The sequence below is a fragment of the Pseudomonas sp. 5C2 genome, from assembly GCF_034314155.1.
GTDB lineage: Bacteria > Pseudomonadota > Gammaproteobacteria > Pseudomonadales > Pseudomonadaceae > Aquipseudomonas.
In genome coordinates this window covers 2960111-2986571 of record NZ_JAVIWH010000002.1, presented here as the reverse complement: position 1 = coordinate 2986571, position 26461 = coordinate 2960111, and the positions used below count along the sequence as shown (strand labels likewise).

Sequence of the window (26461 nt, the reverse complement as noted above, 5' to 3'; positions counted from 1 at the left end):
CATGGAAAAGGCCAAGACCAACAATGAAATCAAGTGGCTACTTGTAGACCAAATGGCGGACTTAACCGCAGCCGTTTGTATGGGGCGAGATTTTTTAACGGCCTATAGCCAGAGCAAGCTTACAATGATTCAGACAATGACCAGACTTAGGATATGCAATCACAGCCTTATTCTTTCGCTCTACAAGGTCTGGGAGATTAGGGATAAATACAATCAGCATCTCTACTCGCTCGACAGCGCCCATGTCGGCCCGCTATTTAGCTATGCAAAGGAAATCGACAAGCGGAATATCAACAAATTTCGTAGTCGATATGCTGCGCATATTTGGGACTTGAAGGACAAGCCAATTTCACTCGTTGAGGCCCAAATACTACTGGACACAATTACTGGCGAGAACAACTCCAAAGTGCAAGAGTTTTATGATTGGATCTGGCTTGATGGAGAGCCTTGTGTCGTAACTGCCCTTCATCAGCTTATCAACTATCTGAGAACCCTACCGGGTGGAGACTTCGCAAGATTCTAAGGGTATCGAACTGGGGCCGGGGTTTGTTGCGTGAGCGTAGGCGCGTGCTTTTAGAAAACCTCAAGATGCCCTGAAGGCCCTGTGTTTGTTGGTCGAAATGGTTGTGACCATAGCCGTAGGATTTAAAACCCTCACTATTGCCACTACACCCAGTCACCAATCAACCAACACAGGAGACCACCAATGACGACACCAACCAAGATCCGCCTTCAGGGCACCAACGTGATGGCTTGCGTGCTACCACCGATAGAAATCCTTGAGGCCCGCTACAAGCTCGCTGAGGACCACGAAGGAATCGTAGCGCGAGACTTCAAGCTCATCCCCGGCAAGACCCGTAGAGGAACCGTAGAGGGCGCCCCTGTGGGCTCCTACACCAATGGATCGTTACGGCAGCAAGTCGAAGTCACATGGATGGACGGCGAGACCAAGCATAAGATCCGCGTACAGAAGGCCCGCATTGTTTATCGGATGGCTCATGGCCCTTTCGATGAGTCCCTTGTCATTGATCATATCGACGGCAATCCAAACAACAATCATCCAAGCAATCTGCGACCGCTGACCTATCACGAGAATATGGGCAACCGTGTGGTGGGTCTTCAGGGCCGGAAGATGCCAAAGAAAGATACTGACCTTCCCGTTGGCGTGACCAGAGACAAGCATTACACCAAAGGCGAGCGATTCATTGGGAAGACGACCATCCGGGGAGTTACCCATCGGGCCTTCTTTGAGAACGCACGGGCTGCCCAACACTGGCTCGCTACCATCAGGGAAAGTCACCTTGGCGATGCTGCCCGAAAGGATGCCCACGGGGTGATCATTGGGGCACCTCAGTGGAAGGTCATGAAGGCAAAGCAGGGTTAATAGCCCTACACCTATAGACACCCTCACTATTGCTAAGAGCAATCTATGAGACCCCTGTGAGATATACCTAAAGATCCCTCTTTAAGATCACCTCTGAGTCCATTGTCAATAGTAGTTATCCATTAATGACTATTGCCTTGGCTTCCCACTACAGGAGGAACTATGAGATTCCACTTTGTACTTGATGGTCTCAGTCATGAGCAGACCAATTCGTTACTGTCTATCGAGTCAGCCATGACTGGTCGATCAGCAACCGCTGTGTTCAACCTAAAGACCCTTGATGTTTTCACCAGCCGAGACCCAGAGAAAGCCAAGGCATTTGTCTCTGGCAAGCTGGGAGCATTCCTTATGGACTCCCTTGAGGCCCTGATGGCTGCTACCGGTCTTGATCTGATCAACCTTTACCACGTCGTCAAAGGCGTGCCTGTGGTGCTCACTACCCGACGTATGTAATACCCGACCGTCGCCACGGTTGTCCTTTCAGATGCCCTCTCAGGCTGCCATGTCCTGATAGACCAGCATCACCAATAACCAAACCCAGAACCTTTTGATCGACCTTGAAGATGCCCACGAGGCTCCCTCCTTGGCCGTCTGGTCGTGCGCGTGTCTATGGCGCAAGGTCGATCAAAGGGTCGCCTATAGGAGATCCAACATCATGAATATCACCATCACCAAAGTCCTGAAGAACGAAGTAACTGTGTCGGGCCAGCCTCAAGCCCGTGAGTACGTCGAGAACGTAATGCTGCCCTTGCTGATGGCCCAGTGTGGCCGGAACAACGGCGCTAAGTTCGGAGTGATCAAAGCCTTCGACGAAGCCGGTCTGTCCCTCAAGGCCATCTCTGAGGACGCTCAGGTCTACTTCATGACCAAGCGCCAAGAGGCTGAGCGGAAAGCCCGTGAGCAACGTGAGGCTAACGAACGTGCTGAGCGACTCCGTGAGCCTACCCCTCGTGAGATAGCTGAGGCGAAGGCCCAACGCGAAGCACGAGCCGCTGCCATCCGTGAGCACGCTCAGAAGATCTTAGCGGCTCGCTCTCGCAACAACGGCTGGTAACCCCAGACCCTGCCGGATCACTTCCCTACTAATCTATTCAGGAGACCAATTCCCATGAAACCAATCAATCAATTCGTAAAGCCGTCCACCTATACCACCGCCATCATCAACGATGGTAGCGAGCATCTGGGCGGGTCTATTCGCTTCAACACTGCCGATGTCCGTAGCGAGACCGAAGCGGCCACCGATCCGTCTGTCTATGTGCAGGCTCTCGTAGAGGCCGCTGAGGACTATCTGAATGGCGATGAGTGGCGTGAGGCTGCCATGGAGGCGACACCTTGCGAGTTCCGTCCTGCTGGCTCTGAGGCCACTGGTCAACAGATCATCGCGATGGCCGACCGTACCGTCACCTTCGACCCTCGCAAGAACTGGGATAACCAGACCATCAACAAAGGTGAAGTCCTGGCCGGGTCTGTGATCTTCACGGAGCCAACCGATACCGCTCTGGTCATCAGTCACCGTGCCACCATCCTTGATCACAACATCATGGCTGGCTTCACCGAGGGCTCTTTGGCTCAGACCGCTGACAAGATCCTGCGTGACATCGAGCTTAACGCTGCTGGCAAGATCGCTGGCATCCTCTCGACCGCCCCAAGCACCGAAGTGGTCTCTGAGGCCAAGCCAACCGGCAAGCCTGTAGAGATCGCTGAGGACCTCATTGACCTCATGACAACCCACATCAACCAAACCGTAGGCACCTCGCTGTCTGACTTTGTGGTCCTGCTGCCTGTGTCTCTGGTGGCCGTTCTTGAGCGTGCTGCTCAGCGTGCTGGCGTGGGTGACATTGAGGACCTCACAGGCGCCTCTGTACAGCCATACAGTGGCACTGACTATGGTCTGTTCCTGCTGCCTAAGATGTTCACCTCGCTGAGCTACCGTGAGAACCGTGACGGCAACGTCTGGAAGATCGAAGCGACCCGCAACGGTGCCCATCAGGCATTGGACATCGAGATCATGACCGTCGTGGACATCGTGGCCAACGGCAAGGTCAAGGTGAAGCTGACCGCTGATGGTCTCCAGACCGAGACCGTAGCTTTCCCAATGATCACCAACATCAAGCTGACTGTCTGATCATCACCGTTCCTCAGGGGCCCCCGGTGTCAGGCTAGTTGTCGCCTGAGCTGATTTATCAAAACGATAGATCGGGGGCGCCAAAGAGAGCTGTAATGTCGAGCTATTCACCTGAGCGTAAAGCGGCCCTTATCAACAAATTGCTGCCGCCTCAAAACATGTCCGTGGCCGAGTTGTCGCGTCAAGAAGGCATCTCTCAAGCCACCCTGTATGCTTGGCGAACCAAGCTCAAAGCAGGAGGCGCAGTGGTGCCCGGAGATAAAAGCAGTGCCGATAACTGGTCGGCTGAAGCCAAGTTCGCAGCGGTGTTGCACACGGCCACGTTGAGCGAGATCGAGCTTAGCGAATACTGTCGCAGCAAGGGTTTGTACCCCGAGCAAATCGGCGCTTGGCGACAGGCCTGCATCAGTGGCCAGCTAACAGCCCAGGCACAGCGCCAGGCCGAGCGAGAACAGGCGCGCGCCGACAAAAAACGCATCGCCGAGTTGGAGCGTGAACTGCGGCGCAAGGACAAGGCGCTCGCAGAAACCGCCGCGATTCTGGTGCTGCGAAAAAAGATGAATGCCTTCTGGGGAAACGACAGCGAGGACGTCTGACCTCGCTGCCAGAACGGCAACAACTCGTTGAACGTTTTAACCAAGCCGTTGCTTCTGGTGCACGCAAAACTATTGCCAGCGCGGAGATCGGGCTGTCGCTGCGCAGCCTGCAACGCTGGGCGCTGACGCCTGTGATGCAGGCCGACGTGCGCACCACCACGTCACGTCCGCGACCACTTAATGCCCTGAGTGAACAGGAGCGTTGCGCTATTTTAGAGGTCTGCAACAGTCCGCCATTCGTCAGCCTGCCGCCCAGCCAGATCGTCCCGATACTGGCCGATCAAGGTCGTTATCTGGCCTCAGAGGCAACCTTTTACCGCGTCCTGAAGGAAGCTGATCAGCAGCACCGACGTGGCCGCAGCCATGCACCGCACAAGCATGCTGCGCCGACAACTCACAGCGCAACCACAGCCAATAAGGTCTGGTCTTGGGACATCACCTACTTGCCATCGCCAGTGCGTGGGAAGTACTACTATCTGTATTTGATCGAGGACATCTACAGCCGAAAGGCCGTGGGCTGGGAAGTTTACGAGCAAGAAAGTGGCGAGCTGGCGGCCGAACTGATGCAGCGCACCGTGCTCACCGAACGCTGCGCCGGACGGCCCCTAGTGCTGCACTCGGACAACGGTGCACCGATGAAATCGGTGACGTTGCTGAGCAAACTGTACGAACTCGGCATCACCCCGTCACGCGGACGACCACGGGTGAGTAACGATAATCCCTACTCAGAATCGCTGTTTAGAACCCTGAAATATTGCCCGCAATGGCCTCCTGGTGGTTTTGCAGATTTGGACGCGGCACGCAGCTGGGTGCGCGATTTTATCCGCTGGTACAACCACCAACACCGCCACAGCCGCATCCGCTTCGTGACCCCGGCGCAGCGTCATCGAGGAGATGATCAAGAGATCTTGGCCAAGCGTCATGCCCTGTATCAGCAAGCTCGTAATCAACATCCACATCGCTGGTCAGGTGCGACACGCAATTGGCAGCCCATCGGCGCGGTCACACTCAATCCGGAAAGGGAGTTACCGACACTGAAAATAGCCGCATAAAACACAGCTGACGCGACAACTACCTTGCAAAACGCCGGGGGCCTGCAATGGGCCTCTATTTACGCGAGTGCCGATTCTTGTTGAGCTCTTCGAGAGTCGGAACGGCGTAAGTCAAATCCGCTCTCGCCACCAGCATTGCATAAGTCTCCTTTTCAAGCGTTTCAGTGAGCTTGTCGCAGAGCTGGTCAAATTCTTGGATGACCCATGAAAGCGACCGTGCAATCAGTAATTTGAGATTGCCATAGTTCTCCTGCTCCAACGTCACAGAAGACGCTGAGAAACATATGATTTTTTCGACTTTGTAGTCTTTGCTACCATCATTTAGGACCGCTCCGGGATTGCTTTGGGAGTAGGAGTTATCATCGTGAACAAGGTGCTTGTCACGCAGCGATAGGAAATAACCGAAGGCTTCTATGGCCTGTGGGGGCTCTCCTTGAAGTACCTCGCCGGGCCTCAGTTGAGATCGTGCGTTTGACTTACCAAAGCATTTCAGAAAGTGAACAATCGAAGACCTCCAAAGGGACTCTCGGAGGACGTATGGCTCCTCCGGTACAGTATTTATGGCTTCTAAGCACTGGTCAGCGAATTCCAGATCTGCCTTGTGGAGCGCCAAGTCCGATAGTCGAATGGCATCCGGGCTATCGATTTTGATCACCTTGACCGCGTCGGGGAAACCCTCAATGTGAAATCCAGACTCTCGCTGCGAAATCTCGAAATTTTCCATGGCTACCCTGTCCTTACTCAGTCGCTCAATACGCACCGAGACGTAATTAATATAGACCGAATGAGAACAGGAAAGCCGCACTACTTGTTAAGGGGAACCTCATGGACACGCTACACGCTGCCTACTGGGTCTGCGTGGCTGTTCATGTCGTGGTCTGGGCGTGGACACATAGGCCACCTTAGAGACCCTTCCCGTTTTGCCACAAAAATCTGAGAGACCACCTCATTGCTTCTACTCCCCGAGGTTCCCCCGTAGGCCCTCGCGCAGGTCCGCACAGGCGCCATAGAGACCCTCACGGGCGGGCGACAAGGACCCCAGAGCTGGGACAAATATGGCCCAAAGCTGTTACAAAACGGGGTCTTAGCGTGCTACGCTGAGGGCTCCTAACGTGCCTCAAAAGGTCGGTGTGAGGATCGTATCCTTCGCCTCTGGCAGCATCTCTGGATAGTCCAGCGTGTAGTGCAGACCCCGAGATTCCTTGCGTTCCATGGCAGATCTGATCATCAGTTCCGCTACCTGAGCAAGGTTCCTCAGTTCAATCAGGTCTCTGCTTACTCGGTAATTGCTGTAGAACTCGTCGATCTCGTCCAGCAGCAAGCGCACCCGATGCTGGGCACGTTGCAAGCGCTTGTTGGTGCGCACGATACCCACGTAGTCCCACATGAACCGCCGCAACTCATCCCAGTTGTGGGCAATGATCACGTCTTCGTCGGAGTCGGTGACCTGGCTTGCATCCCAGGTCGGTAGCGCCTCAGGCTGGGGTACATTGGGCAGTTGCTCAACGATATCGGCGGCGGCAGAGCGGGCGTAGACGAAGCATTCCAGCAGCGAATTACTGGCCATGCGGTTGGCGCCGTGCAGGCCGGTGAAACTGGTTTCGCCGATGGCGTAAAGGCCTGGCACGTCGGTGCGGCTCTGTTCGTTGACCATCACGCCGCCACATGTGTAATGCGCGGCCGGCACCACCGGGATCGGCTGCTTGGTGATGTCGATGGAAAACTCAAGGCAGCGCTCGTAGACCGTCGGGAAATGGGTCTTGATGAATTCTGCCGGTTTATGGCTGATGTCCAGGTACACGCAATCAACGCCCAGACGCTTCATTTCATGGTCGATAGCTCGGGCCACGATGTCTCGTGGCGCCAGTTCGGCCCGAGGATCGAAGCGCTGCATGAAGCGCTCGCCGTTCGGCAGTTTTAGCCAGGCGCCTTCTCCGCGCAGGGCTTCGGTTACCAGAAAACTTTTGGCTTGTGGGTGATACAGGCAAGTAGGGTGAAACTGGTTGAATTCCAGATTCGCCACCCGGCAACCGGAGCGCCAGGCCATCGCTATGCCGTCACCGCAGGCTCCGTCAGGGTTGCTGGTGTACAGGTAAACCTTCGCCGCGCCACCGGACGCCAAGGCGGTAAAGCGCGCGCCGTAGGTGTCGACTTCGCCGGTGGCGCGATTGAGCACGTAGGCGCCCAGGCACCGTTGACCGTCCAGACCCAAGCGACGTTCGGTGATCAGATCGACCGCGACGCGCTGTTCCAGTAGTTCAATGTTGGGCCTGAGCCGGGCTTGCGCGAGCAGGGTTTTGAAAATCGCAGCGCCTGTTGCATCGGCGGCATGGATGATACGCCGATGGCTATGGCCACCTTCCCGGGTCAGGTGAAACTCGAAACCGCCGTCTTCCGTGGTTGACTGGTCATCGCGAGTAAACGGCACGCCTTGGTCGATCAGCCACTGAATGGCCTCGCGGCTGTGCTCGACGGTGAAGCGCACAGCGTCTTCATGGCACAGGCCACCGCCAGCATTCAGGGTGTCTTCGACATGGGATTGCACGGTGTCGGTGTCGTCCAGCACGGCGGCAACGCCGCCCTGGGCCCAGAATGTCGAGCCGCTGGCCAGGTCGCCCTTGCTCAAAACGGCAACGCGTAAATGGCTCGGTAAGGTTAGCGCAAGGCTCAGCCCTGCGGCACCGCTGCCAATTACCAGGACGTCGTGTTGGAAATGTTGGCTCATGTCTGAATTCCGAGCTTGGCGGCCACTAGTATATAGAGGGGTGGATCGGCACAATAGCCGCGCTTTTATGGCATTGTGAAACCACGGCGGGCTCGGATTGTGCTCCAGTCGGAACGATGATGCACACCGTTTTCCCTGCAAAAGGGTCCGTGTTGCGATTGTTTCAAGGCTGAATCAGCATTTACTCGAGAGCCGCAGTGAGCTTCTTACACCTGAGCGCGGACCCCGGGAACTTTTCATGCACGCCTGGGCTCAATAGCAGGTTGCCTATAAAGGAACATGTTGGGTATTTGCGGGGGGTCAAAAGCAGCTTCCACCACGCGCGTATTCGACGACAAGATTATTCACGTAGCCGGCCATGTCCGGGCTGCGTTTTTCGTGCGGGTCTGATGACTGCCCGCAGGAAACTTGCTGAGAGGGGAGAACTTTTGCGCAAAGCCCGAGTCTATGTTTGCAAGCCTGTTCAAGGGTTGATGCAACACTCCTTCAGCTTCAATGAGGAGCGTTCATGTTGACCCAGGAAGAAGATCAGCAGCTGGTCGAGCGCGTACAACGCGGCGACAAGCGAGCTTTTGATCTGCTCGTGCTGAAATACCAGCACAAGATTCTTGGTTTGATCGTGCGATTTGTGCACGACACCCATGAAGCGCAGGATGTTGCACAGGAGGCCTTTATCAAGGCTTATCGTGCACTGGGTAACTTTCGCGGCGACAGCGCTTTTTATACATGGCTGTACCGCATCGCTATTAATACGGCAAAAAACTATTTGGTGTCGCGCGGTCGGCGACCACCGGACAGCGATGTAAGGTCTGAAGACGCGGAGTTCTACGATGGCGATCATGGCCTCAAGGATATCGAGTCGCCAGAGCGCGCATTGTTGAGGGATGAGATCGAGGGCACTGTCCATCGAACTATCCAGTTACTTCCAGAAGATTTACGGACAGCCCTAACTTTACGTGAATTCGATGGTCTGAGTTACGAGGACATTGCGAGCGTCATGCAGTGTCCGGTGGGTACCGTGCGCTCTCGCATTTTCCGCGCTCGGGAAGCCATAGACAAAGCCCTGCAACCCTTGTTGCAGGACTCCTGAGACAGCGGCGATAGCCAAGAGAGGAACCGCCATGAGTCGTGAAGCCCTGCAGGAATCGCTGTCCGCGGTGATGGATAACGAAGCGGATGAATTGGAATTGCGCCGGGTATTGAATGCCTTCGGCGATGCGGATACACGTGCCACATGGTCGCGTTATCAAGTTGCCCGTGCAGCCATGCACAAAGACTTGTTGCTGCCTCATCTGGATATATCGGCGGCTGTTTCTGCTGCGATCGCCGATGAAGTTACTCCGCTCAAGACAAGCCGTAGCCCTTGGCGCAGCTTGGGCCGACTGGCCGTTGCCGCGTCGGTAACAGTTGCTGTGTTGGCCGGTGTACGTTTGTACAATCAGGACGAAATCGCGGGTGTTGAATTGGCGCAGCAAGCCGCTCAGCCAGCGAATCTGTCGGTACCACAAGTAAAAGGCCCTGCAGTATTGGCCGGTTACAACGAAAGCGCCGAGCAAGCCCCGGGTCCGATGGCCAGTGGTGTCTTGCAAGGTCAGACTGGCTGGCATGATCAGCGTCTGCCAGGCTATCTGCGTCAACATGCTCAGCAAGCCGCTTTGAAGGGCACCGAAAGTGCCTTGCCGTATGCTCGTGCTGCCAGCCTGGAAAACCGTTAAGGAGGATCATGCGCGCCATCCCTCTATTACCGCTTCTACTCGTTGGATGGCTGGTTCTTCCGGCGCATGCCGATGACGCGCAAAACATGCTCAAGCGTTTTGCGCAGGCTGACCAGACACAAAGTTTCCAAGGCACTTTCGTTTACGAGCGTAACGGTAGTTTCTCTACCCACCGTATTTGGCATCGTGTGACTGATGGCAAGGTTCGTGAGCATCTGCTTCAGCTGGATGGTTCTGCACAGGAAGTGCTGCGCGTTGATGGGCTTACCCAATGCGTCAGCGGCACGCTTGTAGCCGGGGTAGTCAATGTGCGCGACTCGTCGGCACGGGGTCTTGACTCGAAAAAGCTATCTGCTTGGTATGACATGAAAATCGTCGGGAAATCGCGGGTTGCGGGTCGTGATGCAATCATCATTTCGATGACGCCTCGAGATCAACACCGCTACGGCGTCGAATTGCACCTGGACAGCGAAACAGCATTGCCGTTGAAGTCGTTGCTGTTGAACGATAAAGGTCAGCTGCTCGAACGCTTCCAGTTTACCGAGCTTGATACCCGGGACATCCCAACCGATCAAATGCTTGAAGTCAGTCCTGATTGCAAGCCGGTACAGATGGTCAAAACCAGGGACGAAGCACCGAATGTTCGTTCCACGTGGCGCTCTGACTGGTTGCCGGACGGCTTCGAGTTGAGCAGCAGTGCGGTGCGCAAGGATCCGGTTACCAAGACTTTGGTGACTAGTTTGATGTACGACGACGGGCTTGCACGATTCTCTGTTTTTATCGAGCCGTTGAACGGAGATGCTGTTACTGATATCCGGACCCAGTTCGGTCCGACAGTGGCGGTGTCGCGTCGGGTGACGACAGCTGTCGGAGACGCCATGGTCACTGTGGTGGGAGAAATACCGATAGGCACCGCAGAGCGGATTGCGCTCTCGATGCGTAGCGCTGATGATCAAGCCCAGCCAGCCACCAAGTGAGCGGCTGGGTAAGCAAGGATTGGAGGCAGTGCCCGGGATGAGAGACGTTTATTTCAGGCTGTTTTCTCTGCAAGGCAAGCCTGTGCTTGTCTTGCGGCCGAGATGCTGACATGTTTGGTGATACTTCCAGGTTGCAAAAAACTTCGATTTTTTTATAGGTCATGGCTTGGCAGCTCTGGCCTTCGTCGTTTCTGGGGTAAAAAAATGCCCCACAGAGGCGCGCAGCGATTGCTTGTGATGCGCACATGCTCCGCGGGCCCCTTGGCCCGTACTGTTTAACCATGCTCGTTGTGAACGGGAGCCGTATGTTGATTCCACGCTTGAAGTCTTACCTGTCAATTGTCACTGCAGTCCTGATACTGGGTCAGATGGCCACCGCGCAGGCGGAGGCTTTGCCTGACTTCACCGATCTGGTTGTGCAGGCCTCGCCCGCTGTAGTGAACATCAGTACCCGCCAGAAAATGCCTGAGCGCTCTGTCGCGAACGCTCAAATGCCTGATCTGGAAGGGTTGCCACCTCAGCTTCGAGAGTTCTTTGAACGCAACATGCCTAAGGGGCAACGCACGCCCAAAGGTGATCGTCAGCGCGAAATCCAGTCTTTGGGTTCCGGCTTTATTATTTCTGCCGACGGTTATGTGTTGACCAACAACCATGTCATCGACGGCGCGGATGAAATTCTCGTGCGTCTTTCCGACCGTAGCGAGTTGAAGGCCAAATTGATTGGCACTGATCCGCGTACGGATGTCGCGGTCTTGAAGATCGAGGGCAAAGACCTGCCAGTCGTCAAGATTGGCAACTCCGACAAACTGAAAGTCGGTGAGTGGGTGCTGGCCATTGGTTCACCATTCGGCTTCGATCACTCGGTGACCAAGGGTATCGTCAGCGCCAAGGGCCGCAGCCTGCCGAACGATACTTATGTACCGTTCATCCAGACCGATGTCGCGATCAATCCGGGTAACTCCGGCGGTCCGCTGTTCAACATGTCTGGCGAAGTGGTCGGGATCAACTCCCAGATATTCACCCGCTCCGGTGGTTTCATGGGGTTGTCTTTTGCCATCCCGATCGACGTCGCGATGGATGTCGCGAACCAGTTGAAAGCGGGCGGCAAGGTCAATCGTGGCTGGTTGGGGGTGGTGATTCAGGAGGTCAACAAAGACCTGGCTGAATCCTTCGGTCTGGATAAGCCGGCCGGTGCGTTGGTGGCTCAGGTGTTGGAGAACGGTCCTGCGGCGAAAGGCGGCGTGCTGGTGGGTGACGTTATCCTCAGTGCCAATGGTCAGCCGATTGTGATGTCTGCCGACTTGCCACATCTGGTCGGCAATCTGAAAGACGGCAGCAAGGCCGATCTGGAAGTGATCCGTGACGGCAAGCGTAAACACTTGACCGTGACCATCGGCGCGCTGCCCGAAGAAGGTCAGGAAATGGATGTTCCGGATTCTGGCGTCGAGCGCAGCAGCAATCGCCTGGGTGTGTCGGTAGCCGATCTGACCGCTGAACAGAAAAAAAGCTACGACCTCAAGGGTGGCGTGGTCATCAAGGAAGTGCAGGACGGTCCTGCAGCCTTGATCGGCTTGCAACCGGGCGATGTGATCACTCATCTGAACAATCAGGCGATCACGTCGGCCACGAACTTCACCGAGGTTGCCAAGGAGTTGCCGAAGAATCGTTCCGTGTCCATGCGCGTTCTGCGTCAGGGTCGGGCTAGCTTCATCACCTTCAAATTGGCCGAGTAACAGATTGGCGTGACGAAAAGGGCGGTGATCACCGCCCTTTTTTGCACCTGTCGTCCAGAGAATGCGGTTACTGACCGCTGGTGTGGCCTGCGAACGTGACGCCCCAGTCTTCCATCAGGTACAATTCCCGGCTATTTTTCGGCGGGCAATCTGCCTGCAACCTTTTTGAGTGTTGATCCGTGAGTGATTTGAGTCATATCCGCAATTTCTCCATCATCGCCCACATTGACCATGGCAAGTCGACGCTGGCCGACCGCTTCATTCAGATGTGCGGTGGCTTGTCCGAGCGCGAAATGGAAGCTCAAGTCCTCGATTCCATGGACCTGGAACGCGAACGCGGCATCACCATCAAGGCCCATAGCGTTACCCTGTATTACAAAGCGCTGGACGGCAAAACCTACCAGCTGAACTTCATCGACACCCCAGGTCACGTAGACTTCACCTATGAAGTCAGCCGGTCTCTTGCGGCCTGCGAAGGCGCGTTGTTGGTTGTCGATGCGGGTCAAGGGGTCGAAGCCCAGTCCGTCGCTAACTGCTACACCGCTATCGAGCAGGGCCTTGAGGTCATGCCGGTACTCAACAAGATCGACTTGCCGCAGGCCGACCCGGACCGCGTCAAGGAAGAAATCGAGAAAATCATCGGTATCGATGCAACCGACGCGGTCGCCTGCTCGGCCAAGACCGGTCTGGGCGTCGATGAAGTGCTTGAACGTCTGGTTCACACCATTCCCGCGCCGACCGGCAACATCGAAGATCCGCTGCAAGCGTTGATCATCGATTCCTGGTTTGACAACTACCTGGGCGTTGTCTCGCTGGTGCGTGTACGCCACGGTTGCGTACGCAAGGGCGACAAAATCCTGGTCAAGTCCACCGGCAAGGTGCATCTGGTCGACAGCGTGGGTGTTTTCTCCCCCAAACATACGCAGACCGTTGACCTGAAAGCCGGTGAAGTAGGCTTCATCATCGCGGGTATCAAGGATATTCACGGCGCCCCTGTCGGCGACACCCTGACCTTGAACACTACGCCCGACGTGGATGTACTGCCAGGCTTCAAACGTGTTCAGCCGCAGGTGTATGCCGGTCTGTTCCCGGTCAGCTCGGATGACTTCGAGGACTTCCGCGAAGCGTTGCAAAAACTGACGCTCAACGACTCGTCCCTGCAGTATTCGCCAGAAAGCTCCGACGCACTGGGTTTCGGCTTCCGTTGCGGATTCCTGGGCATGCTCCACATGGAGATCATCCAGGAGCGTCTGGAGCGCGAGTACGATCTGGACCTGATCACCACCGCGCCAACGGTAATTTTTGAATTACTGTTGAAGACCGGTGAAACGATTTACGTCGACAACCCGTCCAAGCTTCCTGATCAGTCCGTAATCGAAGACATGCGCGAGCCGATCGTGCGGGCGAATATTCTTGTGCCGCAAGAGCACCTGGGCAACGTCATTACATTGTGCATTGAAAAGCGTGGTGTACAGCACGACATGTTGTTCCTGGGGACTCAGGTGCAAGTGACTTACGACCTGCCGATGAACGAAGTGGTCCTGGACTTCTTCGACCGTCTCAAGTCAGTGAGCCGTGGTTATGCGTCTCTGGACTATCATTTCAACCGTTATCAGTCAGCAAATCTGGTCAAGCTCGATGTATTGATCAACGGTGAAAAAGTCGACGCCCTGGCGTTGATCGTGCATCGCGATACGGCGAATTATAAAGGTCGCGCGTTGACCGAAAAGATGAAGGAACTGATCCCGCGGCAGATGTTCGACGTAGCAATCCAGGCCGCCATTGGCGGGCAGGTTATAGCGCGTACATCCGTCAAGGCACTCAGAAAGAACGTACTGGCCAAATGTTACGGCGGTGACGTAAGCCGTAAGCGTAAACTGCTCGAGAAGCAAAAGGCCGGTAAAAAACGCATGAAGCAAGTAGGTAACGTGGAAATTCCACAGGAAGCCTTCCTTGCAGTGCTCAGGTTGGATAGTTAGGTCCTATGTCACTAAATTTCCCGCTGTTGTTGGTCATCGCTGTCGTCGTATGCGGTTCACTTGCATTGCTCGATTTGCTCATTCTGGCACCACGCCGGCGGACTGCCATCGCGACTTATCAGGGCAGCGTCAGCCAGCCGGATGTCGCGGTATTGGAACGCCTGGACAAAGAGCCTTTGCTGGTTGAATACGGCAAATCATTCTTTCCGGTGCTGTTTATCGTGCTGGTGCTGCGCTCATTTCTGGTCGAGCCCTTCCAGATCCCTTCAGGGTCGATGAAGCCAACACTGGACGTGGGTGATTTCATCCTCGTGAACAAGTTCTCCTACGGTATTCGCCTGCCGGTGCTGGATCAGAAAGTGATTCGGATCGGTGATCCTCAACGCGGCGATGTGATGGTGTTCCGTTACCCAAGCGACCCGACCGTCAACTACATCAAGCGTGTGGTCGGTTTGCCAGGTGATCAGATCCGTTACACCAGCGACAAGCGTCTGTTCGTCAACGGTGATTTGGTGGCCAAACAACTGATTGGCTCCGAGCCGGGGACCTTGGGCAGCGCGGATCTTTATCTTGAGCAGCTTGGTGCCGTTGAACACCAGATTCGCCAGGAAATGAGCCGCTACCGTGCACCACCAGATCATGAGTGGACTGTGCCGGCCGGGCACTACTTCATGATGGGTGACAACCGGGACAACTCGAACGACAGCCGTTTCTGGGATGATCCAAACATTCCCAAGGATGAGCTGGGCATGGTTCCCGACAAGAATATCGTCGGCAAGGCCTTTGCTGTCTGGATGAGCTGGCCTGAGCCGAAACTGAGCCACCTGCCGAACTTCTCGCGGGTTGGGCTGATCAAGTAGCCATACGGCGCTGTACTCAACAGCGCCGTACGTCGTTTGGGCTGCGTTGAAACGATGGCAATGGAACACCTTGCCGGCACTATGGAACAGCTACGCTTGAGGTCGAACATGACACCTGCCGGTTCGCAGAAAGGCTTGTCGTTCGTGGGGTGGTTGCTGGCTTTGGCTTTGATCGCGTTTGCGGCAAGCACGGCCTTCAAACTGATTCCGCATTACCTCGACTATATGTCGATGAAGAAAATCATTAGCTCGGTCGAAACCGACAAAACGCTGGAAATTACAACGGTCAGCGATTTTTACAGCCATGTCAGTAAAGGCATGCAGGTCAACAGCATTCGGGATTTGGATTTGAACAAGGCGTTAAGTGTGACGGTGGAGAACAACAAGTTTCTCGCCCATTTGAAATACGAAAATCGTGAGCCACTGATCCAGAACATTGATCTGGTGGTCAAGTTCGACCACGAATTCAGCGTGGGCAAACCGTGAGCGTTTCCTTGAGTCGCCTGGAGCGTCAGCTCGGCTACACCTTTAAAGACCAGGAACTGATGATCCTGGCCCTGACTCACCGCAGTTTTGCCGGGCGTAATAACGAGCGCCTGGAATTCCTCGGCGATGCCATTCTCAATTTCGTCGCCGGTGAAGCCTTGTTCGACCGCTTCCCTCTGGCGCGCGAAGGCCAGTTGTCGCGCTTGCGGGCGCGGCTGGTGAAGGGCGAGACACTGGCCCTGCTGGCCCGTGGTTTCGACTTGGGCGAGTACTTGCGCCTGGGCTCCGGCGAATTGAAAAGCGGTGGTTTTCGCCGCGAATCGATTCTGGCCGACGCCCTGGAAGCGCTGATCGGTGCGATCTACCTGGATGCTGGCATGGACATGGCGCGTGAGCGCGTGTTGGCCTGGCTGACCACCGAGTTCGACAGCCTGACCCTGGTCGATACCAACAAAGATCCTAAAACCCGGCTGCAGGAGTTTCTCCAGTCGCGTGCCTGTGACCTGCCGCGTTACGAAGTGGTGGATATCCAGGGCGAGCCGCACTGCCGAATGTTTTTCGTCGAGTGCGAGATTAACTTATTGAATGAAAAAAGCCGGGGTCAGGGTGTTAGCCGTCGTATTGCCGAACAGGTAGCAGCGGCCGCAGCACTCATTGCCCTTGGCGTGGAGAACGGCCATGACTGATTCAACTGCAACACGCTGTGGCTATGTTGCCATTGTTGGCCGGCCCAACGTGGGCAAGTCCACGCTGCTGAACCACATCCTTGGGCAAAAACTGGCGATCACGTCGCGCAAGCCGCAGACCACTCGCCACAACATGCTCGGTATCAAGACCGAAGGCTTGGTACAGGCGGTCTACGTCGATACCCCGGGCATGCACAAGAACGGCGAGAAAGCGCTCAACCGTTACATGAACAAGACTGCCTCGGCCGCGTTGAAAGACGTCGACGTGGTGATTTTCGTGGTTGACCGTACCCGTTGGACCGATGAAGACCAGATGGTGCTCGAGCGTGTGCAATACGTGCAAGGCCCGGTGATTCTCGCGATCAACAAGACTGACCGCCTTGAAGACAAAGCCGCGCTGATGCCGCACCTGGAGTGGCTGCAAGGCCAACTGCCGAATGCGCAGATCGTGCCGATTTCTGCTCAACAGGGTCATAACCTCGAAGCACTTGAAGGCCTGATCGCCGCCCATTTGCCGGAAAACGATCACTTTTTCCCGGAAGATCAAATCACCGACCGCAGCAGCCGTTTCCTGGCCGCCGAGTTGGTCCGCGAGAAGATCATGCGTCAGCTCGGTGCCGAGTTGCCATACCAGATCACCGTGGAAATCGAAGAATTCAAGCAGCAGGGCAAGACCCTGCACATCCACGCGCTGATTCTGGTCGAGCGTGATGGTCAGAAAAAAATCATCATTGGCGACAAAGGTGAGCGGATCAAACGTATCGGCACAGATGCACGCCGGGACATGGAGTTGTTGTTTGACTCCAAGGTCATGCTCAACCTGTGGGTCAAGGTCAAAGGTGGCTGGTCCGATGACGAGCGCGCCCTGCGTTCGTTGGGCTACGGCGACCTGTAAGTCTCATGGCCTGGTGATTGGTCGCTTAGCCGTCGATCACCGGGCAACGCCGCATCTTTTCCTGGCTATGCCCTTCCTACTGCTGCGATCTGCGAGCCTGCCTGAACGATGAGCACGCCCACCGGCCAACTTGCTTATGTGCTGCACAGCCGGGCGTACCGCGAAAGCAGCGCATTGGTCGATTTCCTTACCCCGCAAGGCCGATTGCGAGCTGTGCTGCGCAGCGCTCGCGGCAAGGCCGGCACCCTGGCACGTCCCTTTGTCCCGCTTGAAATCGAGTTTCGCGGGCGGGGCGAACTGAAAAATGTCGGGCGCATGGAAAGCGCAGGCCTTTCCACCTGGCTGGTTGGCGAAGCCTTGTTCAGCGGTCTTTACTTGAATGAACTGCTGATCCGTCTGCTGCCCGCCGAAGATCCTCACCCCGCTGTTTTCGATCATTACGCCGCCACCTTGCTGGCACTGGCTGAAGGTCGGCCGCTCGAACCCTTGTTGCGCTCCTTTGAATGGCGACTGCTCGATGATCTGGGCTACGGCTTCGATCTGGACGCTGACATCAACGGTGATCCGGTGGAAGCCGACGGCTTGTATCGCTTGCAAGTGGATGCCGGGCTGGAGCGAGTATGGTTGTTGCAGCCGGGGCTGTTTCAGGGGGCTGAGTTGTTGGCCATGGCTGAAGCCGATTGGAGCGCCACGGGTGCCCTGGCAGCAGCCAAGCGATTGATGCGTCAAGCGTTGGCCGTGCACCTTGGCGGTCGCCCGTTAGTCAGCCGTGAACTGTTTCGCAAGCCGTGAGCAAGCTTTATGCTTGCGCGGTCTGTTTTGATCAAATTTCTAGGAGCGATCCGTGACCCATAACACTCGCATTCTTCTTGGCGTGAACATCGACCATGTCGCCACCCTGCGTCAGGCCCGTGGTACCCGCTATCCGGACCCGGTGAAAGCAGCGCTGGATGCTGAAGAGGCGGGTGCCGATGGCATCACCGTGCATTTGCGTGAAGACCGTCGGCATATTCAGGAGCGCGACGTACTGTTGCTCAAGGATGTACTGCAAACACGCATGAACTTCGAAATGGGCGTCACCGAAGAAATGCTCGTGTTCGCCGAGCGTCTGCGTCCGGCACACATTTGCCTGGTCCCGGAAACCCGTCAGGAACTGACCACCGAAGGCGGTCTGGACGTTGCCGGTCAAGAGGCGCGGATCAAGGCTGCAGTGGACCGTTTGGCGAAAGTCGGCTGTGAAGTATCGTTGTTCATCGACCCTGATGAGCGGCAGATAGCCGCGTCGAAACGCATAGGTGCGCCCGCCATCGAGTTGCACACCGGCCGTTATGCCGACGCGCAAACACCGAGCGAAGTCGCGGAAGAATTGAAACGCATCGCTGACGGGGTGGCGTTTGGCCTGGCCCAGGGCCTGATCGTCAACGCGGGTCACGGTTTGCACTACCACAACGTCGAAGCGGTGGCGGCGATTAAGGGCATCAACGAGTTGAACATTGGCCACGCGCTGGTGGCTCATGCGCTTTTCGTCGGCTTCAAGTCCGCCGTGGCTGAAATGAAGGCATTGATACTGGCAGCGGCTGCCAAGGGCTGAATTAGATAGACCTCCATTCAACCCATTCGCGAAGACCGATTTTCAGACGATGAGGTCTAAGGCTTGCGCGCCACGATCACCGCGCGCATCGGTGCGGGCAGGCCTTCCACCGTGCGACTGTGGTCGGCCGGGTCGAGGTAGTCGCTCAATGACTGAAAGCGCATCCAGTCGGTGCCACGCTGTTCCTCGACGGTGGTAATGCTGACATCCACGCAGCGCACATCGACAAATCCGGCACGGCGCAACCATAGTTCAAGGGCCGGTACCGACGGCAGGAACCAGACGTTGCGCATCTGCGCGTAGCGATCTTCCGGCACCAGCACTTGCTGCACATCACCTTTCACCACTAACGTCTCCAGCACCAGTTCGCCACCTTTGACCAGGCAGTCTTTCAACGCCAGTAAATGGTCAATGGGAGAGCGCCGGTGATAAAGCACGCCCATGGAAAATACTGTGTCGAAGCCTTCGAGATTGGCTGGCAGGTCTTCCAGGGCGAACGGCAGGTGCCAGGCAGGCAGGTCGGGCAAATAGCGCTGCATCGCCTGGAACTGGCAAAAGAACAGCCAGTTTGGATCGACGCCGATCACGCTGTCGGCCCCGGCACCGAGCATGCGCCATTGGTAATAGCCGTTGCCGCAACCCACATCCAGTACGCGCTTGCCCTTTAAATCGAGGTGCGGTGACACTCGCGACCATTTCCAGTCCGAGCGCCATTCGGTGTCGATATGCACACCAAACACATCGAACGGTCCTTTGCGCCACGGTGACAGGCCCATCAGCGCTTTGTGCAACTGCGCCCGCGTATCGGCATCGCAGTCGTTATCAAGGGTGAAGCTTTCAACCAGATCAATGCGTGTCGGCACTAATTCAGGCAGGGCGTCCAGCGCGCTTTGCCAGCGCTGCAGGTCGCCGTGGCTTTTGCTCATTTTGGCATCAAGTTGTGCTTGCAGGCCGTTGGCCCATTCAGCCAGGGGAGTGCCCGCCAAACGGCGGACCAGTGGAGCGAGATCAATCATGGCAGGGCAATCAACGAGGCAAAGTTAAGGCATTGAAACCATGGGACCACCTTGGAAAACCCGGCCGCCAATAGGCGATCACGGTGTTCTTCGAGGCTGTCTGGTTTCATGACGTTTTCAATGGCGCTGCGCTTCTGGGAAATCTCCAAGTCGCTGTAGCCGTTGGCGCGTTTGAACGCGATGTGTAAATCAGTGAGCAGGGCATGTTCCTGATCATCGTTAAAACGCAGTTTTTCCGAAAGAATCAGCGCGCCACCGGGCACCAGTGCCTGGCGGATGCGACCGAGTAAAGCCAACCGTTGTTCCGGGGCAACGAACTGCAAGGTGAAGTTCAGCGCCACCACCGAAGCGGGCTGGAATTGCAGCGCAAGAATATCGCCCTCAATCACTTCAACCGGCAACAACTCCTGGAACATCGAGTCTTGAGCTTTCAGGTATTCACGGCAGCGCTCAACCATCGCGCTCGAGTTATCCACAGCGATCACGCGACAGCCTTCACTGCGCACGTGACGGCGCAACGATTGGGTGACGGCACCGAGGGAGCTGCCCAGGTCATAAAGAATGCTATTAGGTTGAGCGAATTGCGCCGCAAGCACACCCAGGTTTTCGACAATAGTCGGGTAGCCCGGTACCGAACGTTTGATCATGTCCGGAAACACCCGCACCACGTCCTCGTTAAAGGCGAAGTCCGGCACCTGGGCCAGGGGCTGGGCGAAAATGCGGTCGGGTTCTTTGCTCACGGCGGTTCCAGCGGAGAGGGCGAAAAGGCGGGCATTTTAGCCAGTTTGCGCTCAGGATGCGACGTGTCCTGTCAGACGGGTCGCATCAGGGCTTTCGCGAATGTGGGCGCTGAGCCTCAGTTAACCGTGATCGCACAATCGAAGGTCTGAACAGGTGCCACTTCAGGCGCCCACGGCTGTTGATACATCATCAACAGCTGCCCATCTCCCGCGCTGGCAGCCTGGTAGCGCCATACCGATTGCCCGGAGCTCCCCACAAGCCCTGCCTCTTCCGGGTTGCTATAGACCTCCGGCCCTAAACTGCGCAGCACGCCCGACGCAGGCGTCTGCACCTTCCATCGATAACCGGTAGTGGGTGTACTGGGCAGGGTCAGGATCAAGGTTTGCCCGGTTTTCAGCTTCAACGGGCACTGGCTTTGCTTTTCAACGGAGACGATTTGCCTTGGTTGTTGCGCACACGCAGCAAGCAGGACAAGGCTCAGAGGGACGAGCAGGCGGACAGCAGTCATGGAAGCTCCAGTCGTTTTCAACGAACAGGGAGCATAACCTTTCTCACCATCAAGTTGGCGCCTACAGATAAGCGAGGTCTTCTGTAGGGGTCAACGTGCTGGCGAGACCATTGGCGCTTAGAACAAAATCTTCGCGACGTCAGCAAAGCGTTTAGCGAAGTGCACGGTGATGCCTTCCTTGAGGTAGTCGGGCAGTTCTTCGAAGTTGCCACGGTTTGGCTCAGGCAAGATCAACTCGTGGATCTTCTGCCGACGCGCCGCGATAACCTTTTCGCGCACACCGCCAATCGGCAATACATGCCCTGTCAGTGTCAGTTCGCCGGTCATGGCCACGCCTTTTTTTGGCGCTTGATTGCGGGCCAGGGACAGCAACGCGCTGGCCATGGTCACCCCTGCACTCGGGCCGTCTTTAGGCGTCGCGCCTTCGGGCACGTGCACGTGCACAAAAGCCTCGTCAAAGAAACGCGGATCACCACCGAATTGCGCCAGGTTCGCGCTGATGTAGCTGTAGGCAATTTCCGCCGACTCTTTCATCACATCGCCCAGCTGCCCGGTGAGTTTGAAGCCGCGGTTGAGCGTGTGGATTCGGGTCGCCTCGATCGGTAATGTGGCACCACCCATGCTGGTCCACGCCAGACCGGTGATGACGCCGGTACCTGACAGCACTTGTTCGTTACGAAATACTGGCATGCCCAGCGAAGCTTCCAGGTCTTTGGGCGCGATCTTGATCACCGAATTCGGCTCATCCAGCAGCTTGACCACGGATTTACGCACCAGCTTGCCCAGTTGTTTCTCCAACTGCCGGACCCCGGCTTCACGGGCATATCCATCGATGACGGCCCGCAACGCAGTGTCACTGATGGACAGGCTGCTTTTGGCCACACCAGCCTTCTCCAATTGCTTAGGCCACAGGTGGCGTTTGGCGATGGCGACTTTCTCTTCGGTGATATAGCCAGACAGGCGAATCACTTCCATTCGGTCGATCAATGGGCCGGGGATTGAATCCAGGGTGTTGGCGGTGCAGATGAACAGGACTTTCGACAAGTCCAGACGCAGGTCCAGGTAGTGATCGAGGAATTCCACGTTCTGTTCCGGGTCGAGGGTTTCCAGCAACGCCGAGGCTGGGTCGCCCTGGTAGCTCTGGCCCATCTTGTCGATCTCGTCGAGCATGATCACCGGGTTCATCACTTCGACGTCTTTGAGCGCCTGGACCAGTTTGCCCGGTTGCGCGCCGATGTACGTGCGACGGTGGCCCTTGATCTCTGCCTCGTCGCGCATGCCGCCGACGCTGAATCGATAGAACGGCCGACCCAATGATTCGGCAATCGAGCGGCCTACGCTGGTTTTGCCCACGCCCGGCGGGCCGACCAGCAAGACGATGGAGCCGCTGATCTCCCCCTTGTAAGCGCCCACCGCGAGAAACTCGAGAATTCGGCTCTTGATGTCATCCAGGCCCGCATGGTGCTGATCGAGCACCTTGCGCGCGTGCTTCAAATCGAGCTTGTCCTTGCCATAAACGCCCCACGGCACCGAACTGGCCCAATCCAGATAGTTGCGCGTCACCGCGTATTCCGGTGAGCCGGTTTCCAGTATCGAGAGTTTGTTTATTTCTTCGTCGATCCGCTTGCGTGCCTGAGGCGGCAGGGTTTTGCCCTCCAGGCGCTGCTCGAACTGCTCGATGTCGGCGCTGCGATCATCTTTGCTCAAGCCCAGCTCTTGCTGGATCACTTTGAGCTGCTCCTTGAGGAAAAATTCGCGCTGGTGTTCACCGATCTTGCGGTTCACTTCAGCAGAGATTTCTTTCTGCAGGCGCGCGACTTCGACTTCCTTGCGCAGCATAGGCAGGACTTTGCCCATGCGCTTGAGCATGGGTACGCAATCGAGCACTTCTTGCAGTTCGACGCCGTTGGCCGAGGTCAGTGCTGCTGCGAAATCGGTGAGCGGCGACGGATCGTTTGGGCTGAAGCGGTTCAGATAGTTCTTCAGCTCTTCGCTGTACAGCGGGTTGAGCGGTAGCAGTTCCTTGATCGCATTGATCAGGGCCATGCCATAGGCCTTGACCTCATCAGTCGTCTCATTGGGTTGATGCGGGTACTCGACTTCCACCAGATACGGCGGGCGATGGTGCTTGAGCCAGGTGCGAATACGTACCCGACTTAGACCCTGGGCCACGAATTGCAGTTTGCCGTTCTCGCGACTGGCGTGGTGGACCTTTACCAGCGTGCCGTATTCAGGCAGGGCATTGGTGTCGAAATGGCGGGGATCGTCGGGGGGCGTGTCCATGAAAAACAGCGCCAGTGAATGATGGTCCGACTTGCTGACCAGCTCGAGGGTCTCGGCCCAAGGCTCTTCGTTGACAATCACCGGCAGCACTTGAGCCGGGAAGAACGGGCGGTTGTGGATCGGGATGATGTAGACCTTGTCCGGGAGGTTTTGCCCCGGAAGGGCCAGGCTGGTGTTGGTTGAACCCTGGTCTATGTCGTGCTCGGCATTAACGTCATCTGACAAATTTTGTGAGTCTGTTTGCTGGTCGCTCATGGGGCACCTGCACAATTGAACATGGAGTTTAGATGGGGCGCAGCAGCAAGGGTTTCAATGGTGAGTACAAATAGATTCGGTCGAGCCTGGATTCTCGTTCAATGCGCCGATAATTTTTTGTAAGCCCTGGCAGGATGATAGTTAAAGGCCGTGCTCAGTATAGGAGCGCTTGTGGCAACCCCATGGCAGATGTCCACAAAGCTCCGAACGGGACAAGCCCTGCAAAAAAGGCGGCTACTTTTCGGTAGCCGCCTTTTTCATTGGGTCACTGCATCATCAGTCCGGCAGTTTGAACGCCAGGATGTAATCGCCTTGTTTGGTGCCCAGTGAACCGTGACCGCCCGCCATGACCAGCACGTACTGCTTGCCGTCCTTGCCGGTGTAGGTCATCGGCGTGGTCTGGGCGCCTGCTGGCAGGCGACCTTCCCACAGTTGCTTGCCGTTACGAACATCGTAGGCGCGCAGGTACTGGTCGAGGGTGCCGCTCAGGAACGCCACGCCACCCTTGGTGACAAACGTTCCGCCCAGGCTAGGTACGCCCATGGTCAACGGGATCGGTACTGGCGCACTGTCACGCACAGTGCCGTTCTGGTGTTTCCAGATCGTGGTGTGATTGGTCAGGTCCACGGCTGCGACGTAACCCCAGGCTGGCGCTTGGCAAGGCAGGCCCATCGGCGACAGCATCGCTTCGAGGATCACACCATAAGGTGCTCCTTTGTTGGGTTGTACGCCTTGGGTTTCGCTTTTACGGCCTGGGCCACCTTCAACTTCGGCTGCTGGAACCAGTTTGGATTTGAAGGCCATGTAGCTTGGGTTTACGAACGCGATCTGACGCACCGGATCAACCGATATACCGCCCCAGTCGAACACGCCGAAATTGCCTGGATAGACGATCGAACCTTGCAGCGATGGGGGAGTGAAGGGGCCGTCATAGCGCAGGGATTTGAAGTCGATCCGGCACAGCATTTGATCGAATGGCGTCACGCCCCACATGTCGCGCTCTTTCAGGGGCGGCGGCATGAAGTTCAGGTCGGACTTGGGCTGGGTCGGCGACGTGTGATCGCCGGCAACCGCGCCTTGTGGTACCGGGATTTCGTTGATCGGCACGATCGGTTGACCGTTGCTGCGGTCCAGCACGTAGATGCTGCCCTGCTTGGTCGATGCCAGGACGGCTTGTTTCATGCCATCCGCTGTTTTCATGTCCATCAGCGTCGGTTGGCCGCCAACGTCCATGTCCCACAAATCGTGATGGGTGAACTGGAAGTTCCAGCGTACGTGGCCGGTAGCGATGTCCAGCGCAACGAGGCCGGCGCTGTACTTCTCTGATTCAGGGGTGCGATTGCCGCCCCACTGGTCAGGCATCTGGTTACCCATCGGCAGGTAAAGCATGCCGAGTTTTTCGTCGACGCTGAACATCGACCACATGTTGGGAGAGTTACGGGTGTAGGTTTTGCCTGCAGCAATCGGCGTGGTGTCGTTCGGATTGCCGCTGTCCCAGTTCCAGACCAGACGACCGGTGTGCACGTCGAACGCGCGAATCACCCCGGACGGCTCATCGGTGGAGAGGTTGTCAGTGACATGACCACCGATGACAACCAGATTTTGAGTCACGGCAGGCGGCGAGGTGGAGTAGTAGCCACCTGGCGTGAAGGCACCAATGTTGGCGCCCAGATCAATCGAGCCGTTAACACCGAAGTCTTCGCACGGTTTGCCGGTGTCGGCGTTCAGCGCGATCAGACGGGTGTCCGCGGTTGGCAGTAACAGGCGACGTGGGCACGAGTTTGCGCTGGTCGCCGATGTTGCTGCTGGCACGGGGCTTCGCGCAGGTACTGCCGACGGCGCCGGAGCGGGAGCGGGAGTCGCAGCGTAAGCGGCGTCATCGTGATACGACACGCCGCGGCAGGTCATGTGCGCCCAACCCTTGAAGTTAGCCGCTTTCTGCGTGCTGATCTTCGGGTCGAAACGCCAGATTTCCTTGCCTGTGTCCGGGTCCAGTGCGATCACCTGGCTGTGCGGTGTGCACACGTAGAGCATCCCGTTGACCTTGAGCGGGGTGTTCTCGGCTGTGGTTTCACCCGGATCGTTCGGTCCAGGGATATCCCCTGTGCGGTAGGTCCAGGCAGGCACCAGCTTACCCGCGTTTTCAGGAGTTATCTGCGCCAGCGGCGAATAGCGATCACCGAACGCGGTGCGCCCATAGGATTGCCAATCACCGTCGGGCATGGCCGGGGCGGTGTTGGTGGTGCCTGCGGTTTCGCGGTCCAGTTGGCCTTTGATCTCACCAGGGTGGGTGAACTGGCTGGCTAACGCTGTAAGGCCGGCCAGCACCACGGCGATGCTTAATGCGCCGGTGGCCATGGGGGCGGGTTGCCCACGCAGCAGCGGACGACGGAACCACGGCAGCAAAAGCACGATGCCCAACGCGAACCACAGCGCCAGACGCGGCACCAGTTGCCACCAATCCAGGCCCACTTCCCACAGCGCCCAGAGCGTGCTGGCGAGCAGAAGCAGCGCGTACAGGCCTAGCGCGGCACGGCGTGCTGCGATGAGCAACACGCCAGTCAGGGCAAAGCCGATACCGGCCAGCAGGTAGTACAGCGAGCCGCCCAGCAGCGTCAGCTTGATGCCTCCTGCCAACATGGCCAGGCCCATCAGCAGCAACACCAGACCGAGCAATGTCGGTAACAGGCGTGTTCTGCTTAAAGCACCATCAGTGCTCATAATGTGTTTCTCCAGGACGATTAAGGGGATGTCGCTTGGTGCGTAACGTCTGTTTGTGAGCCTAGTCCAGTCACATGCATGCGCATTGAAGCCACTGATTTTGGCGATTGGATGCGTTCCATCGGCGGGGGCG

The 26461-nt window shown here is 56.7% G+C and carries 24 protein-coding genes; 17 read left to right on the top strand and 7 right to left on the bottom strand.

All coding sequences use genetic code 11. The features are described 5' to 3' along the window. The first annotated feature begins 1 nt into the window (after window position 1). The 6 genes from RGU44_RS14515 to RGU44_RS14490 all read left to right on the top strand — a co-directional run bounded on the left by RGU44_RS14515 (window position 2) and on the right by RGU44_RS14490 (window position 5157). A complete protein-coding gene (locus RGU44_RS14515) occupies window positions 2-523 on the top strand; it encodes a hypothetical protein (protein ID WP_322217656.1) in 522 nt (173 codons plus the stop codon). 183 nt (window positions 524-706) lie between these two features. Further along, the gene (locus RGU44_RS14510; RefSeq protein WP_322217655.1) at window positions 707-1384 is read left to right on the top strand and encodes an HNH endonuclease signature motif containing protein; all 678 of its coding nucleotides are present in this window, start codon (window positions 707-709) and stop codon (window positions 1382-1384) included. Window positions 1385-1546: 162 nt separating this feature from the next. Next, entirely contained in the window at window positions 1547-1837 is a 291-nt protein-coding gene (locus tag RGU44_RS14505) for a hypothetical protein (RefSeq protein WP_322217651.1), read from the top strand. Between the two features lie 202 nt (window positions 1838-2039). Beyond that, window positions 2040-2438: a hypothetical protein gene (locus tag RGU44_RS14500; protein ID WP_322217650.1), complete on the top strand. Its 399-nt coding sequence runs from the start codon at window positions 2040-2042 to the stop codon at window positions 2436-2438. Between the two features lie 54 nt (window positions 2439-2492). After that, entirely contained in the window at window positions 2493-3509 is a 1017-nt protein-coding gene (locus RGU44_RS14495; protein ID WP_322217648.1) for a hypothetical protein, read from the top strand. A gap of 95 nt (window positions 3510-3604) precedes the next feature. Next, window positions 3605-5157 (top strand): IS3-like element ISPpu4 family transposase gene (locus RGU44_RS14490; protein ID WP_250690811.1). Its coding sequence is split into 2 segments (ribosomal slippage): window positions 3605-4067 and window positions 4067-5157, totalling 1554 coding nucleotides; the frame shifts between segments, so codons are not numbered across the junction. Window positions 5158-5212: 55 nt separating this feature from the next. Here the strand turns inward: RGU44_RS14490 and RGU44_RS14485 are convergent. Both RGU44_RS14485 and nadB read right to left on the bottom strand, forming a co-directional pair. Then, a complete protein-coding gene (locus RGU44_RS14485; RefSeq protein ID WP_322217646.1) occupies window positions 5213-5881 on the bottom strand; it encodes a hypothetical protein in 669 nt (222 codons plus the stop codon). 393 nt (window positions 5882-6274) lie between these two features. Then, window positions 6275-7882 carry an L-aspartate oxidase gene (gene nadB, locus RGU44_RS14480; protein WP_322217643.1) on the bottom strand — a complete coding sequence of 536 codons (1608 nt, stop codon included), beginning with the start codon at window positions 7880-7882 and terminating at the stop codon, window positions 6275-6277. Between the two features lie 508 nt (window positions 7883-8390). On the opposite strand from nadB, the gene rpoE reads away from it, so the two are divergent. The 11 genes from rpoE to pdxJ all read left to right on the top strand — a co-directional run bounded on the left by rpoE (window position 8391) and on the right by pdxJ (window position 18804). Continuing rightward, window positions 8391-8972, top strand: coding sequence for an RNA polymerase sigma factor RpoE (gene rpoE / locus RGU44_RS14475; RefSeq protein ID WP_219062107.1), 582 nt, complete (start codon window positions 8391-8393; stop codon window positions 8970-8972). 31 nt (window positions 8973-9003) lie between these two features. After that, window positions 9004-9597, top strand: coding sequence for an anti sigma-E factor RseA C-terminal domain-containing protein (locus tag RGU44_RS14470; protein WP_322181529.1), 594 nt, complete (start codon window positions 9004-9006; stop codon window positions 9595-9597). A gap of 8 nt (window positions 9598-9605) precedes the next feature. Further along, window positions 9606-10574, top strand: a complete 969-nt coding sequence (locus RGU44_RS14465; protein ID WP_322217640.1) for a MucB/RseB C-terminal domain-containing protein — start codon at window positions 9606-9608, stop codon at window positions 10572-10574. Window positions 10575-10885: 311 nt separating this feature from the next. Further along, window positions 10886-12307, top strand: a complete 1422-nt coding sequence (locus RGU44_RS14460; protein ID WP_322182832.1) for a DegQ family serine endoprotease — start codon at window positions 10886-10888, stop codon at window positions 12305-12307. A gap of 179 nt (window positions 12308-12486) precedes the next feature. Continuing rightward, the gene (gene lepA / locus RGU44_RS14455; protein WP_322181525.1) at window positions 12487-14286 is read left to right on the top strand and encodes a translation elongation factor 4; all 1800 of its coding nucleotides are present in this window, start codon (window positions 12487-12489) and stop codon (window positions 14284-14286) included. Window positions 14287-14291: 5 nt separating this feature from the next. Beyond that, on the top strand, window positions 14292-15146 hold the full coding sequence (gene lepB / locus RGU44_RS14450; RefSeq protein WP_322181523.1) for a signal peptidase I: 855 nt from the start codon (window positions 14292-14294) through the stop codon (window positions 15144-15146). 108 nt (window positions 15147-15254) lie between these two features. Beyond that, entirely contained in the window at window positions 15255-15632 is a 378-nt protein-coding gene (locus RGU44_RS14445; RefSeq protein WP_322181521.1) for a DUF4845 domain-containing protein, read from the top strand. Continuing rightward, window positions 15629-16318, top strand: coding sequence for a ribonuclease III (rnc, locus tag RGU44_RS14440; RefSeq protein WP_322181519.1), 690 nt, complete (start codon window positions 15629-15631; stop codon window positions 16316-16318). The genes RGU44_RS14445 and rnc overlap by 4 nt, the downstream gene beginning before the upstream one ends. Continuing rightward, on the top strand, window positions 16311-17213 hold the full coding sequence (era, locus tag RGU44_RS14435; protein ID WP_322181517.1) for a GTPase Era: 903 nt from the start codon (window positions 16311-16313) through the stop codon (window positions 17211-17213). Before rnc ends, era begins: the two co-directional genes overlap by 8 nt. Before the next feature lie 108 nt (window positions 17214-17321). Next, a complete protein-coding gene (gene recO / locus RGU44_RS14430) occupies window positions 17322-18005 on the top strand; it encodes a DNA repair protein RecO (RefSeq protein WP_219062098.1) in 684 nt (227 codons plus the stop codon). 52 nt (window positions 18006-18057) lie between these two features. Beyond that, the gene (pdxJ, locus tag RGU44_RS14425) at window positions 18058-18804 is read left to right on the top strand and encodes a pyridoxine 5'-phosphate synthase (protein ID WP_322217638.1); all 747 of its coding nucleotides are present in this window, start codon (window positions 18058-18060) and stop codon (window positions 18802-18804) included. Window positions 18805-18860: 56 nt separating this feature from the next. On the opposite strand, the gene cmoB is transcribed toward pdxJ, so the two are convergent. The 5 genes from cmoB to RGU44_RS14400 all read right to left on the bottom strand — a co-directional run bounded on the left by cmoB (window position 18861) and on the right by RGU44_RS14400 (window position 26328). Continuing rightward, complete coding sequence (gene cmoB, locus RGU44_RS14420) at window positions 18861-19820, bottom strand: tRNA 5-methoxyuridine(34)/uridine 5-oxyacetic acid(34) synthase CmoB (RefSeq protein ID WP_322217636.1); 960 nt, start codon at window positions 19818-19820, stop codon at window positions 18861-18863. Next, window positions 19817-20560 carry a carboxy-S-adenosyl-L-methionine synthase CmoA gene (cmoA, locus tag RGU44_RS14415; RefSeq protein WP_322217634.1) on the bottom strand — a complete coding sequence of 248 codons (744 nt, stop codon included), beginning with the start codon at window positions 20558-20560 and terminating at the stop codon, window positions 19817-19819. The genes cmoB and cmoA overlap by 4 nt, the downstream gene beginning before the upstream one ends. A gap of 116 nt (window positions 20561-20676) precedes the next feature. Next, on the bottom strand, window positions 20677-21069 hold the full coding sequence (locus RGU44_RS14410; protein ID WP_322181508.1) for a protease inhibitor I42 family protein: 393 nt from the start codon (window positions 21067-21069) through the stop codon (window positions 20677-20679). A gap of 117 nt (window positions 21070-21186) precedes the next feature. Next, window positions 21187-23577, bottom strand: a complete 2391-nt coding sequence (gene lon, locus RGU44_RS14405) for an endopeptidase La (RefSeq protein ID WP_322182829.1) — start codon at window positions 23575-23577, stop codon at window positions 21187-21189. A gap of 306 nt (window positions 23578-23883) precedes the next feature. Beyond that, window positions 23884-26328 (bottom strand): glucose/quinate/shikimate family membrane-bound PQQ-dependent dehydrogenase, encoded by a 2445-nt coding sequence (locus RGU44_RS14400; RefSeq protein WP_322181506.1) that lies wholly within the window; start codon window positions 26326-26328, stop codon window positions 23884-23886. Window positions 26329-26461: the final 133 nt, after the last annotated feature.